Source organism: Nocardia coffeae (assembly GCF_019890715.1).
GTDB lineage: Bacteria > Actinomycetota > Actinomycetes > Mycobacteriales > Mycobacteriaceae > Nocardia > Nocardia jiangxiensis.
Genome location: NZ_JAINZY010000001.1, coordinates 108576 through 121699, shown reverse-complemented (window position 1 = coordinate 121699; position 13124 = coordinate 108576). Strand labels below are relative to the sequence as shown.

Genomic DNA, 13124 nt, shown 5'->3' with positions numbered 1-13124 from the left:
CGGTTCAATAGTCGTGATCGACGAGTTCTACCTGCATGCTCCCGCCGCTTCTGAGCGACATTCGGGCGGGTGGTCACACCAGCATCACCTCAGCATCCCGAGAGGACAACGAACGTGAGCATGGTTCTCGCCGCACACGAGATGTACACGACTGTGCTTGCCCAGGTCGGCAACCCCACTCCGGAGACCCCGCCGGCGGCGGACAAGCTGCTCAAGTTGGTCCGGTATTTCACCTGGTTCGTACTGCTGTCCGGCGTCACGGCCGTCACCTACGGCGGCGGTAAATTCGCCTGGGAGAAGTGGAACGGTGGCAGCCTCGAATCGCCCAAGATGGTCGCCGGCGCGATGATCGGCGGCGGTGTCGCCACCAGCGCCGGAACCATCATGAACGCGGTCATCGGCAGCTGATCAGGCGCGCTCGGATGAAGGTCCCGGTTGCGGGGGACCTTCATCCGAGCATCCGATCAGCTCTGCACCATGCCCTGCATCTGCGTGATCTCCGCTTGCTGGGCGGTGATGATGCCCTGGGCCAGTGCCTTGACCTCGGCATTGCTGCCATCGGCCAATTCGGCGTTCGACATGGTCACCGCACCCTTGTGATGCTCGATCATCATCTGCAACCACATCTTGTCGAAGTCCGCCCCCGAGGCCTTCTGCAGCGCGGCCATCTGATCCTGCGACATCACGCCATCCATCGGGTGATCCATCGTGGCCGACGGGGCCGGTTTGCCGAAGCCGTGCAGCAGATCGGCGAACTTCGTCATCTCCGGCGCCTGCGCCGCCTCGATCTTCGAGGCCAGGGCGATGAGCTGCTGATTCTGCGACCGGCTCGGCACCATCTTGGCCATCTCGACCGCCTGTGCGTGATGCGGATACATCATCTGCAGGAACGTCACGTCGGCGGCGTCGAAATCGGTGCGAGTGGGCGCGGCCGAACTCGCGGTGCTGTGACTCATACCCGGCATGTCGGCCATCGCGGTGGTCGTGCCGGAGGTGGAACTCCCGGAATCGTTGCTACAGCCCGCGACGAGCAGGGCGACGGCGATTCCGGTACCCGCAACGGTGATTCGTGCACGTGAGATGAACATGGTTGTACTCCTGGGGAATTACGACGGTCTGAACTGGGATTCGGAAAATCCGTGTCCGCGTGGTGATTCCATGCCGACACGGCGGTCCCTCAGATCCGCAGAATCGACAATTCGGCCAGTGAGAGCGTCGTCCAGGGTGGCGGCCGGGCACGCCGGGCCGCCCATCCGCGCACCGTTCGCGCGGATGCGTCCGCATCGTCACCGACCCGGCCCAGCAATGCCAGCCCGAGCAGCAGTACGAGTGCGGTGAGAATGAACACGCAGGCGTGCACCCCGCCGGGTAGCACGCAGCAGTCGGCGCACCCGGGATCCATGCCGTCGCCCGGCATCATCATCGAGGTGAGGGCCGTCATCGCGGCTGGATGGTGTTGCGCAGTCGGTGCGGATGGCGCGGTCATCGACGTGTCGCCGGCCATCGGCATGGCGTGCTGGTCGGCGGCCAGGGATATGGGGTGATCGGAAGCTGGATAGTGCCGCGCAGTGCGGGCGGTCATCGCTGTCGCGTCGTCGTGGGCGGCTGCCGGGACCGCGTTGTGTCCGGCGGCGAGCGACATCGTGTGATCCGGAACCGCTTGTGTCGCAGAGTGTTCGGCTGAACGGCTCGATGCGTGGGAGGCGATGAACACGTGCATCACCAGGATTCCGAGCAGCAGCGTGAGCAGGCCCGCCACCCGGACGTATCCGGTGGCGAGATGTTCGGGCCGGCGGCTCACGGGGACAGTGTAGCGGGCTGTCGATACCCCCTGCCGGTATACCCCTGGATCTGTGTGCCGACGGGATGTCGGCGACATTCGTGGTGTGCTGAGGTGCGCAATCCATGACCTGGGGGCGCACAGGGGGCGCACAGCGCTGGAAAATGATCGGCGTCAGGGCCCGGCGGTGGGCTAGATTCTGCTGGAACAGCGGCGATCCGTAGCCGACGTAGCGGCGTCGGATTGCTCGGAAGCAGTGACGGGAGTCGGGGTGGTCCTACAGGCGGGGGTGGTGTTCGCGGGGTTCACCATCGAACGGCTCATCGGTGTCGGCGGCATGGGTGCGGTGTATCTCGCGCGGCATCCGCGGATGGACCGTCGGGTCGCGGTGAAGGTCGTCGACGACGGCGCCGCAGCGGATCCGCAGGCACGTAAGGCATTCGACCGCGAGACCGCACTCGCGGCCGGACTGGATCATCCGAATATCGTTGCCGTCTACGATCGCAGCGGTCCGGACGACCCGGCGCTGTGGTTGTCCATGCAGTACATCGATGGCGGGGATGCCAACGCACTGCTGGCGGCGGCGCCCGGCGGGCTGCCTATCGATCAGGTCCTGCGCCTGATCGGTGATGCCGCTCGAGCCCTGGATCATGCGCACTCCCAGGGCGTTCTGCATCGCGACGTGAAACCGGCGAATCTGCTCGTGGATCGCGCGGGACGTACACTGCTCACCGACTTCGGCATCGCACGAAGCCTCGACGGCACTCGCACCATGACCTCGGTCGCGGCCACCTTCGCCTACGCCGCGCCGGAACGTTTCGCGAATCTGCCCGGCGACCAGCGTGCCGACGTCTATTCCCTGGGTTGCACCCTGTTCGAATTGCTCACCGGCCGAACACCTTTCCCGTATGCAGACCAGGCCGCGGTCATCGCCGCACATATGACCGCGGCACCGCCCGCGCTCAGCGGGATTCGGCGTGACCTGCCGCCCGGGTTGAACGAAGTGATCGCGATCGCGCTGGCCAAGGATCCCGACGGTCGCTACCGCACGTGCGGTGACCTCGCTGCCGCCGCACAGCACGCGTTCGCCACGGCGCACGCGCGAGTCGCGCCCACGGTGGTGTCCGCGTCGGCGCCGGGCGGCTTCGCCGGACCGGTGGCGGACGTATCCGAAGCGCCGCGAACGGTCAGCCGTCGGCGGATGCTCGTCGCCGGAGGTATCGCCGTGCCCATGATCGCGGCTGCGGCTGCCGGAATCGCGGTCCTGAAACCTTTTGCGGGCAAGGCGCATTCGTCGCCATCGCAGGCCCGGGCCGATGCCCGCGATGCGGCGCTGACCGGTGCTCGGCAGGCGGCTGTGAATCTGGTCAGCGCCAACCCGGACGATGCCGACGGCTCCCTCCGGGATATGCGGTCGTCGGCGACCGGTGCGCTGCTCGAGCAACTGAACGGCGTCGCCGACAAGGTGAAATCGGTCATGGTCTCCTCCGGCAACCGGGTCACCGCGATCGTCCTGCACGCCGCGCTCACGGCCCTCGACGATGGGCTCGAACACGCGAGGGCGTTGGTCGTGCTGCAGCAGACCCAGACGCCCCGCACCGGCGCCGCCACCGTCCAGCAGCTGAGCTGGCAGCTGGGATTGACCCGCACTCAGGCAGGTTGGCGAGCCGACACGGCCGCAGCTTTCGGGACCGCGACCACGCAGACTCCCGAGACCGCGGCTGCCGACCCGCCGACCGGAACCGGTAATGCTGCCTTCGTGGATGTCGCTGCCACCGATGCGATCAAAAATGCAGGCGTTCAGGCGATGACAGCACTGTTCCAGTACAAGGCCACCGATGGTGATGCGTACCTGACTGCGGTGAAGGCGGTCACCACCGATGCGCTGTACCGGGAAATCTCCCCTGCTTTCAGCACCGCGATAGATGCGGCCCGCCGGATGCACAGCGATGTCGGTGTCAAGCTCGATCCTGTCGGCGTGACGCGGCTGACCACCGATCAAGCCGAGTTGCTGTGTGGGATGGTCATTTCCGAGACCAAGGACGGCATTCCCGGATCCAGCACGCAGGGCGCGGTCATCGCCCGCATGCAGTATGTCAGCGGTCGATGGCTCGTTTCCGATATTCCGGGCAGGCTCTGAGGACGCTCGGAATACCGGCGCTGACGGCGCGTTGCACCTAGCTGTCGGACCGAGCAAGCCAGGGGGATGTGTGACCACCGTGACGCGAGCGTCGATCGGCCTGCGATCCGAACGAGGTCCGGTTCTCGGAGCGCTGATGCTGGCCACCTCACTGGTCGCGCTGGACTCCACGATCATCGCGACCGCGGTACTCACCATCACCAACAGTCTCGGCGGGTTCGCGCAGTTTCCGTGGCTGTTCTCGATCTATCTGCTGGCTCAGGCCGTCACCGTGCCGATCTACGGCAAGCTCGCGGACACCTTCGGCCGAAAGCCGGTGATGCTCTTCGGCATCGGCGTCTTCGCACTCGGATCGCTGCTGTGCGGGGTGGCGACGAATATGGTGGCGCTCATCATCTTCCGGGCCGTGCAGGGTATCGGTGCCGGTGCGGTGCAACCGATGTCGATGACCATCGCCGGTGACATCTACACGCTGGCCGAGCGGGCCAAGGCGCAGGGCTATCTGGCCAGTGTCTGGGCGCTGTCGTCGGTGCTGGGACCGCTGCTCGGCGGGATCTTCTCGCAATATCTGAGCTGGCGCTGGATCTTCTTCGTCAATCTGCCGCTGGCGGCGCTGGCCGCGTGGATGCTGTTGCGCAGTTTCCGCGAAACCGCGCCGCGGCAACGCAGTCGTATCGACTATCCGGGCGCGACGCTGCTCGCCCTGGGGGTCGGCGCGATCATCCTCGCACTGCTCGAGGGCGGTCAGGCGTGGGCCTGGGATTCGCCGATCGGCATCGTGCTCTTCGTCGGCGGCGCACTCGCGCTGGTGCTGTTCGCGCTGGTGGAACGGCGTGCGGAGAGTCCGATCCTGCCGCTGTGGGCGCTGAGCCGTCGGGTGGTTGTGGCGAGCAGTCTGGTGTCCATGCTGGTCGGCGCGATCATGCTCGGCCTCACCTCGTACGTACCGACCTATGCCCAGGGTGTGCTGGGCGCGGATGCGTTGATCGCCGGGTTGACCGTGGGCGCGCTCACGCTCGGCTGGCCGCTGTCGGCCTCCCAGTCGGGCAGGATCTACCTGCGGCTCGGATTCCGCAGCACCGCGCTGATCGGCTGCACCCTGGCCGTGCTCGGCAGTGCCTCGCTGCTCCTGCTCACCGCGCATTCCTCGTTGATCGAGGTGGCCGTGAGCTGCTTCGCGATCGGCGTCGGCATGGGCCTGACCGCGAGTCCGACCCTGATCGCGGCGCAGACCAGCGTCGACTGGACCGAACGCGGCGTGGTCACCTCCACCAACATGTTCGCCCGGTCGATCGGCAGCGCGGTCGGCGTGGCGATCTTCGGCGCGCTGGTGAACGCGCGCGTCGGACACGGCAACCATCCGACCCCCACGGCGCTGACCGCGGCGGTCCACGGGGTGTTCCTCGGCGTGGCCGCGATGGCGGTGGTCATGCTGATCGCGGCCTGCGGTATGCCGAAGGGGAGGGCGGCGGCCACCCCCGAGCCCGCTCCGGTCGCGGACTGAGCGGGCCGAACCCTGCGGCCCGGGCGAATGATCTGGCACCGTGGATCTTTCGGCCGACGAGAATCCCCCCGAGGGTGATCCTGCGTTCCGGCGGTCGGCGCGCCGAGCTGCGAGCGTTCGGCAGTGGTGAGTTCGATGGCCCATGGTGTTGTGCGGCAATATCTTCCGAGAGATATGTGCGGGGACTCCCGGCTTTTCGGATACCCGACGCGACCAGGGCGGAACGATCTGCCGGGCGATGCGCGGTGAGTAGTTCGATGTATTACAGCTTCGTGTCAGCAACCCTGTTCCGACGCGGACTGCCGGACCGCGATCGACGCTCGGCTGATACGGGTGGGGCGGGTGGTGGAAGGGACAACTACCGGGGTCGGCGTGACGGCATGGCAACGATCTAGCACACTGTAGGGGTGCACGAGGTCGACGACGTACTGGGCCGGCTGCGGCGATACCCCGATGTGGAAGCGGTGAACCTCTACGCGGTCGATGCCGCTGACCGGCTGATTCTCGATGCCGCGGCCGATGGGCTGGCCGCGGCGGGGGACGGCCGGGTCGCGGTGGTGGACGACGGGTACGGCGCGCTCACCCTGGGCGCCGTCGCCGCGCACGATCTGCGCGGTGTGCGGGTGCACCAGGATCTGCTCACCGGTGAACTCGCGTTGTCGCACAATGCTCGCGCGGTCGCGCTCGCCGACCGCTACAGCACGCACGCACTCGATCGCGAACTGCTGGACGGTGTGCGGGTGGTTCTGCTGCGGTTGCCGCGAGCATTGTCCGGATTGGCCGAGATCGCCGATGCCATAGCCCGTTACGCCGATCCCGAGGTGCAGGTGTTCGCCGGTGCGCGGGACAAATATCTGACCCCCGCGATGAACGAGATACTGGCCGAATCGTTTTCGTCGGTCCAGGCCAGCCGGGGACGGCAGAAGTCGCGGATTCTGTTGGCGCGCGGGCCCAGAAAAGTCGGCGAACCGCCGTATCCGATTCGCAAACAGCTCGGTGAACTGGATCTCGAGGTGGTCGCACACGGTGCGGCATTCTCCGGGCCGCGCCTGGACATCGGCACACGATTTCTGATCGAACATCTGCGGCGGATGAAACCCGATGCCCGCGACGCGATCGATCTGGGTTGCGGGACCGGGATTCTCGCGGTGGCGTTGGCCAAGGCGCGCCCGCACGTGACCGTGATCGGCACCGATCAATCCGCGGCCGCGGTGGCCTCGGCGCGGGCGACCGCGACGGTGAACGGCGTCTCGGACCGGGTGCGGGTGGTGCGCGACGACGCGATGTCGGCGGTGCCGGACAACAGCGCGGATCTGGTGCTGTGCAATCCGCCGTTCCATGTCGGGGCCGCGGTGCACACCGGATCGGCGATCAAGATGTTCACCGAGACCGGACGGGTGCTGCGACCGGGCGGAGAGCTGTGGACCGTTTACAATTCGCACCTGAACTACCGGGGTGTGGTGGAGCGTTTCGTCGGGATGACCGACGTGGTGGGACGCAACCGGAACTTCACGGTGACTCGATCGGTACGAGGGATGCGGGACGGGCGCCCGGACTAGGCCCCGTGCACGCGGATTTTTCAGCCGGTACAGTCTGATTTGTCCGATTTCTGTCCGGTTGGGAACTTGTCTTCCCTGTGACACGTTGGATACTCAGAACGGCCACGATCGCCGTGGACCGCGACTTCCGGAAAGGCACGAGAACGGTGCGCACTACAAGCAACCCGATCTTCAGAAACTTGCCGCAACCCCAGCGCGGCGGCGGCTACGCGGGATTCGGTTCGCCGACTGCCGGCGCCCCGCAATTCGACCAGTACGGCCAGCCCTATCAGCAGGCGTACCAGCAGCAGCCTTATCAGCAGGCCCCGGCCGCCCGGCCGATGACCATCGACGACGTCGTGACCAAGACCGGCATCACGCTCGGTGTGGTCACCGTCATGGCGATCATCTCCTACGCCCTGACCTCGATGAACAACAGCCTCGCAGGCGTTTTCGTCGGCGTCGGCGCGCTGGTCGGCTTCGTACTGGTGATGATCGCGACCTTCGGCCGCAAGCAGGACAACCCGGCCATCGTGCTGGGTTACGCAGCCTTCGAGGGGTTGTTCCTGGGCGCCCTGTCGTTCGTCTTCACCAATGTGAAATTCGGCGGCGTGGGCGGTGCGAGCCTGATCGGTGAGGCCGTGCTGGGCACCTTCGGTGTGTTCTTCGGCATGCTCGTGGTCTACAAGACCGGCGCGATCCGCGTCACCCCGCGCTTCACCCGCATGATGGTCGCCGCCATGATCGGTGTGCTGGTCCTGGTGGTCGGCAACCTGATCGCCGGATTCTTCACCCCCGGCGGCTTCGGCCTGCGCGACGGCGGCCCGCTGTCGATCGTGTTCAGCCTCATCGTGATCGGTATCGCGGCATTCAGCTTCCTGCTCGACTTCGACGCCGCCGACCAGCTCATCCGCGCCGGTGCGCCGGAGCGGGCGGCCTGGAGCGTCGCCCTCGGCCTGACCGTCACCCTGGTCTGGCTGTACATCGAGATCCTGCGCCTGCTGAGCTACCTGCAACGCAATTAGCGCGGTATCGCACTGATCCGAGCAACGGGTGGTCGCCGATTCGGCGGCCACCCGTTGCGCATATCCGGCTACCCGTGCGCGGTCCGGCGCACGATCAGGCTGCCGCCTCGGCGATGAAATCGTCCGCATGCCGACGGGCGAAATCGGCGAAAGTGCTCGGTTCGACGCCGAACTCGCGATGGGTGGACAGGTCCACCCGGCACTCCGGCGAGGCGGATCGGCTGCGATAGATCTCCTCCAGGAGATCCAGCACCTCCGGCGGCAGACCCTCGGCCGCGTGCAAGGCGCGTTTCTGCGCGAGCGTCACCTCCTGGTAGCCGAATGTGCGGCCGGTGGCGGCACTGATCCGGTCGGTGATCTCGGACATGGTCAGTCCCTCGGGCCCGGTCATGTCGAACGCCCGGCCCTCGATGCCGTCGGCGTCCATCATGGCCACCAGCACCCGCGCGATGTCGGCGATGTCGACCGGTGCGAGCCGACTCTGGCCGATCGGCATCACCAGCGCCCGCCGCGTCGGATCCACGCCCGTCAGTGTGCCGGGGAGGTAGAGCTGCATGAACTGGCTGGGCCGCAGATGTGTCCACGCCAATCCGGAATTCTCCAGATAGTTCTCGATCTCGAGGTGCCAGCGGGTGCCGCGAAATGCCTGTGGATCGAAGGTCGTCCCCGATTCCTTACCGCTGAACTTGACGATATGCCGCACCCCGGCCGCGGCGGCGGCATCGATGAAGCGGCACTGCGTCCGGACCATGTCGCCCCGCGGCGAGGAGATCATCAGCGCGCGGTCGACGTCGTCGAAGGCGGTGCCGAGCGACTCTGCCACCGTCATATCGCCGCGCACGACCTCGACGTTCGGGAGGTCGTGCAACCAGGGTGCGGCATCCGGATCGCGGACCAGGACGCGAACCGGGACCGCCTGCCGGGCGAATTCCCGGACGACGATCGAGCCGGACAGGCCGGTGACACCGGTCAGGAGATGCATGACGTGCTCTTTTCTTGTGCTGGAACGGGATTCGCCGTGATGTCGACCGGTGCCAGATGGGGCAGGCCGACACGCGGGAACAGGGTGGGGTCGTGGATCATGTCGATTCGGGCGATCCCGGCCGGGCCGACGGTCAGCAGTTGCAGTGCGTGGGCGCGATGGACGCCGCCGTGGCCGCGGGTGTAGAGGCCGAAGGCCGGTTGGCCGTTCGCGGCGGTGGGCGCCAGATATCGGCCATCGGGTTCGGTAAGCCGGGTCCGCAGGAAGGCGGCGATATCCGCGCGCCCACGGAACCAGGACGGCACCGGCGGCATCTCGAATACCGCGTCCTCGGCCAGGATTTGCACCAATGCGTCTATATCGGCGCGGGTGAAGGCGGTGGCATAGCGATCGAGCAGGGTGCGACGCCGCGCATCCTCCGGCTCGGCCAGGTCGTAGCCGTGCGGGGCGGTCTTCGCCAACTGCGCCCGCGCCCGCTGCAAGGCGCTGTTGACCGCCGCGGTGGTGGTGCCGAGCAGATCGGCGACCTCGTCGGCGTGGAACATCAGCACCTCGCGCAGGATCAGCACCGCGCGTTGCCGACCGGGCAGATGCTGCAGCGCCGCGATGAAGGCCAGCCGCAGCGTGTGCCGGGCCGTCGCCACCTCCGCCGGGTCCAGCTCGGTGTCGGAAACCGGTTCCACCCAGGCGATTTCGGCTCGACGCGATTGCAGCGGCCCGGCCGGGTCGGTCACCGGTCCGCCCAGGCCTGACGGGTACGCACGATGTGCGCGTCGCTCGATCGCCCGCAGGCAGGTGTGCGTGGCGATCCGGTACAGCCAGGTCCGCAGCGAAGCGCGACCCTGGAATCCGTCGTACCCCCGCCAGGCGCGCAGATAGGTTTCCTGGACCGCGTCGTCGGCGTCGTGCGGCGAGCCGAGCATCCGGTAGCAGTAAGCGAACAGCTCGGTGCGATAGCGCTGTGCGGCGACATCGAACGGTTCGTTGCTCACCGCGGCAACCGTGCGGTATCGAAAACCACTGTGTCGGCAGCGATTCGGTCGCCACGCACGGTGATGTGGTCGACGGTGCGCAGGGTGCCGAACGGGCCGGTGTGCATGTCGTAGACGACCAGCACGCGATCGTCCTCGCCGAACGCGTCGATGACCTCCACCCCGGTCACCGCCTCGGCGAACTTCCCGATGGCTGCGGACACGTCCGCGGCGCCGGTGAGATGTGTTCGGGGACCGTCGAATACGACGTCGTCGTGCAGCATCGCGGTCACGGTCAGCAGATCTCGCCGTCCGAATGCCTCGACGAACGCCACCGCGATGGGCACACTCGCCGGGGCCGGCCGATACGCGCCGATCACCGTCGCCGCCTGTGCCTCGGGCCCGTTCACCACCCGCGACCCGATCTCACGCTGGAACCGCCGGAAACTGTCGAGTTCCGACAGTGCGCCGTCGGCAGCGGTCGCGGTGTGCACGAACTGCCCGGAGTCACCCAGTTCGAATGCGCAATAGGTCACCTCCGCGGGCTGCTCGCGATGCAACTGCGCGAATACCTCCTCGATCAGCCGCCGGTTCTCCGCCCTGGCGTCATCGCGGGTGCGGTATCGCACCACCACTGTTCTGTCCATGGTCGAACTCCTTCGAATCTGTACCCGGTTGTTGAGGTAGATCCGCGGGAGTGCGCAAACTCATCGGCGGGTGGGTCCGCGTCTTCGGGAGGCCATCCGTTCGAGGTCCCGGACCTGCGCGGGGAGAGCGGCTGACCGTCCGCAGTAATGTGGACAGCCGGCCGATTTTCGTGTGCGTGAGGAAGGGGATTCGGCGATGCCGTATGCGGAGGCCGGTGACGGGGTTCGGCTCGCCTATCAGAGTCAGGGCGATGGATTTCCGTTGTTGTTGCTGGCCGGGCAGTCCAACAACCATCACTGGTGGGACGGCGTTCGCGAGGACTTCCACGGATCGCATCGCACCATCACGTTCGACTATCGCGGCACCGGTGACAGCGACAAGCCTGATATCCCCTACAGCACAAGGGGATTCGCAGATGATGCGATTGCGGTGCTGGACGCGGCGGGGATCGATCGGGCCGATGTGTACGGCACATCGATGGGTGGCCGGGTGGCGCAGTGGATCGCGGCGGAATATCCCGGACGGGTGCGTGCCCTCGTACTGGGCTGTACCTCACCCGGCGCGCGACACGGCGTCGATCGCGGAAACGACATCCGCCGTCTGCTCGCCGATCCGGCCACCGCACAACAGACGCTGCTGGACCTGATGTACACCCCGGACTGGCTGGCCCGCACCACCGGGCCGTATCAGACGCTCGGCGACCCGGGGATGCCCTCGTACGCGCAACGTCGTCACCTGATCGCCAGTCACCGGCACGATGCCTGGGATGTGCTGCCCACCATCGCCGCGCCGACGCTGGTCGTGCACGGTGCGGATGATCGGTTCAACCCCGTGGCCAACGCCCCGCTGATCGCCGAACGCATTCCGGGCGCGAGCCTCGCGCTGATCCCGGGCGCGCGGCATGCGTACTTCGAGGAATTCCGTTCCACCGCAAGCCCTCTGGTTCGGGATTTCCTAGCATCAGCCAACCGGTAGACCCCGGCTACAACGGAAAGAGGGCAGCTGCCACAAGCAGCCGCCCTCTTCTTTCGAGCGGTTTCCCGACGAACCGAAACAACTGATTTCGGGGGCACATGGGTAACTCCCCGGAACTCCCGAAACCTGGCCACTCGCTCAACCGCCGCCCCGAAGCACAACCCTCCATGCACCCAACGACACGCTGAAGGCTCGGAGAGGCAGGGGAGCTCTAGCTCAGGCGCTCCAGCACCATCGCCATACCCTGGCCGCCGCCGACGCACATGGTCTCGAGACCGAACTGCTTGTCGTGGGTCTGCAGGTTGTTGATCAGGGTGGCGCTGATGCGGGCGCCGGTCATGCCGAACGGGTGGCCGAGGGCGATCGCGCCGCCGGAGACGTTCAGCTTGTCCAGGTCCATCTTCAGCTCACGTGCCGAGCCCAGCACCTGGACCGCGAAGGCCTCGTTGATCTCGTAGAGGTCGATGTCGTCGATGGTCTTGCCGGCGATCTTCAGCGCCTTGCGCACGGCCTCGATCGGGCCCAGGCCCATGATCTCCGGGGACAGACCCGACACGCCGGTGGACACGATGCGCGCCAGCGGGGTCAGGCCCAGCTCCTTGGCCTTGGTGTCGCTCATGATGACCAGCGCCGCGGCACCGTCGTTGAGCGGGCAGGCGTTACCGGCGGTGATCGTGCCGTCGGGACGGAAGACGGGCTTGAGCTGCGAGATCTTCTCGTAGGTGGTGCCGGGACGCGGGCCGTCGTCGGTGGCGACGACGGTGCCGTCCGGCAGGGTCACCGGGGTGATCTCACGCTCGAAGAAGCCGGACTTGATGGCCTCCTCGGCGCGATTCTGCGACCGCACGCCCCAGTGGTCCTGATCCTCGCGGGAGATCCCGGTGTGCTGGGCGACGTTCTCGGCGGTCTGACCCATCGCGATGTAGATATCGGGCAGTTCACCGCTCTGGCGCGGATCGGTCCAACCGCCGGAGCCGCCCTCGGCGCGCTTGACGGTCCGGGCCTCGGCCTCGGCGAACCGGCCGTTGTGGGTGTCGGGCCAGCCGTCCGAGGTGCCCTTCGGGAAGCGCGAGACGGTCTCGACACCGGCGGAGATGAACACATCGCCCTCACCGGCCTTGATCGCGTGCAGCGCCATGCGGGTGGTCTGCAGCGAGGAGGAGCAGTAGCGGTTGAGGGTGACACCGGGCAGGAAGTCGTAACCCAGCTGGGTGGCGACGACCTTGGCCATGTTGAAACCGGCCTCACCGCCGGGCTGACCACAGCCGAGCATGAGGTCGTCGATCTGGGTCGGATCCAGCGCCGGAACCTTGTCCAGGGCGGCGCGGACCATCTGCGCTGCGAGGTCGTCCGGGCGCATGCTCACGAGGGAACCCTTGCCCGCGCGGCCGATGGGGGAGCGGGCGAAGGAAACAATGACGGCCTCTGGCATGAGGACTCCTTTGTCGGGCGAGTGAACGACCATCCGGTCGTTCGGTACTCGAGTACGGAATTCCCTTCCGAATTTACGTCGCCGGGATCGGAGGTCCGACACCCGGTATGTGGTAATCCGGCCGCGCCT

Annotated in this window: 12 protein-coding genes; 6 read left to right on the top strand and 6 right to left on the bottom strand. The window is 66.8% G+C overall.

What is annotated here, in order from left to right; translation table 11 throughout:
* Window positions 1–120 precede the first annotated feature (120 nt).
* Window positions 121–408 carry a hypothetical protein gene (locus tag K7711_RS00560; protein ID WP_222966502.1) on the top strand — a complete coding sequence of 96 codons (288 nt, stop codon included), beginning with the start codon at window positions 121–123 and terminating at the stop codon, window positions 406–408.
* 56 nt (window positions 409–464) lie between these two features.
* On the opposite strand, the gene K7711_RS00555 is transcribed toward K7711_RS00560, so the two are convergent.
* Together K7711_RS00555 and K7711_RS00550 are read right to left on the bottom strand one after the other, a co-directional pair.
* Entirely contained in the window at window positions 465–1088 is a 624-nt protein-coding gene (locus K7711_RS00555) for a DUF305 domain-containing protein (RefSeq protein ID WP_222963865.1), read from the bottom strand.
* Between the two features lie 89 nt (window positions 1089–1177).
* Window positions 1178–1801, bottom strand: a complete 624-nt coding sequence (locus tag K7711_RS00550) for a DUF6153 family protein (RefSeq protein ID WP_222963863.1) — start codon at window positions 1799–1801, stop codon at window positions 1178–1180.
* Window positions 1802–2051: 250 nt separating this feature from the next.
* On the opposite strand from K7711_RS00550, the gene K7711_RS00545 reads away from it, so the two are divergent.
* From K7711_RS00545 to K7711_RS00530, 4 genes are all read left to right on the top strand, one after another.
* Window positions 2052–3920, top strand: a complete 1869-nt coding sequence (locus tag K7711_RS00545; protein WP_222963861.1) for a serine/threonine-protein kinase — start codon at window positions 2052–2054, stop codon at window positions 3918–3920.
* A gap of 70 nt (window positions 3921–3990) precedes the next feature.
* Window positions 3991–5424, top strand: coding sequence for an MDR family MFS transporter (locus K7711_RS00540; RefSeq protein WP_308014368.1), 1434 nt, complete (start codon window positions 3991–3993; stop codon window positions 5422–5424).
* A 407-nt stretch (window positions 5425–5831) separates the two neighbouring features.
* Window positions 5832–6983: a class I SAM-dependent methyltransferase gene (locus tag K7711_RS00535; RefSeq protein WP_222963857.1), complete on the top strand. Its 1152-nt coding sequence runs from the start codon at window positions 5832–5834 to the stop codon at window positions 6981–6983.
* A 146-nt stretch (window positions 6984–7129) separates the two neighbouring features.
* On the top strand, window positions 7130–7987 hold the full coding sequence (locus tag K7711_RS00530; RefSeq protein WP_222963855.1) for a Bax inhibitor-1/YccA family protein: 858 nt from the start codon (window positions 7130–7132) through the stop codon (window positions 7985–7987).
* A 94-nt stretch (window positions 7988–8081) separates the two neighbouring features.
* Here K7711_RS00530 and K7711_RS00525 read toward each other — a convergent pair whose 3' ends face one another.
* Genes K7711_RS00525 through K7711_RS00515 form a run of 3 tightly spaced genes read right to left on the bottom strand, consistent with a single transcriptional unit; the run spans window position 8082 to window position 10587 of the window.
* Window positions 8082–8969, bottom strand: coding sequence for an NAD(P)H-binding protein (locus tag K7711_RS00525; protein WP_222963853.1), 888 nt, complete (start codon window positions 8967–8969; stop codon window positions 8082–8084).
* A complete protein-coding gene (locus K7711_RS00520) occupies window positions 8957–9961 on the bottom strand; it encodes a sigma-70 family RNA polymerase sigma factor (protein ID WP_222963851.1) in 1005 nt (334 codons plus the stop codon). The genes K7711_RS00525 and K7711_RS00520 overlap by 13 nt, the downstream gene beginning before the upstream one ends.
* A complete protein-coding gene (locus K7711_RS00515) occupies window positions 9958–10587 on the bottom strand; it encodes a nuclear transport factor 2 family protein (RefSeq protein ID WP_222963849.1) in 630 nt (209 codons plus the stop codon). Before K7711_RS00515 ends, K7711_RS00520 begins: the two co-directional genes overlap by 4 nt.
* A 196-nt stretch (window positions 10588–10783) precedes the next feature.
* On the opposite strand from K7711_RS00515, the gene K7711_RS00510 reads away from it, so the two are divergent.
* The gene (locus K7711_RS00510) at window positions 10784–11563 is read left to right on the top strand and encodes an alpha/beta fold hydrolase (RefSeq protein ID WP_222963847.1); all 780 of its coding nucleotides are present in this window, start codon (window positions 10784–10786) and stop codon (window positions 11561–11563) included.
* A 211-nt stretch (window positions 11564–11774) separates the two neighbouring features.
* Here the strand turns inward: K7711_RS00510 and K7711_RS00505 are convergent, their stop codons facing one another.
* The gene (locus K7711_RS00505; protein ID WP_222963845.1) at window positions 11775–12995 is read right to left on the bottom strand and encodes an acetyl-CoA C-acetyltransferase; all 1221 of its coding nucleotides are present in this window, start codon (window positions 12993–12995) and stop codon (window positions 11775–11777) included.
* Window positions 12996–13124 lie beyond the last annotated feature (129 nt).

Coding starts and splice junctions, on each gene's coding strand:
- K7711_RS00560 (WP_222966502.1), top strand. CDS start 121: ATGGTTCTCGCCGCACACGAGATGTACACGACTGTGCTTGCCCAGGTC.
- K7711_RS00555 (WP_222963865.1), bottom strand. CDS start 1,088: ATGTTCATCTCACGTGCACGAATCACCGTTGCGGGTACCGGAATCGCC.
- K7711_RS00525 (WP_222963853.1), bottom strand. CDS start 8,969: ATGCATCTCCTGACCGGTGTCACCGGCCTGTCCGGCTCGATCGTCGTC.
- K7711_RS00515 (WP_222963849.1), bottom strand. CDS start 10,587: ATGGACAGAACAGTGGTGGTGCGATACCGCACCCGCGATGACGCCAGG.
- K7711_RS00510 (WP_222963847.1), top strand. CDS start 10,784: ATGCCGTATGCGGAGGCCGGTGACGGGGTTCGGCTCGCCTATCAGAGT.
- K7711_RS00505 (WP_222963845.1), bottom strand. CDS start 12,995: ATGCCAGAGGCCGTCATTGTTTCCTTCGCCCGCTCCCCCATCGGCCGC.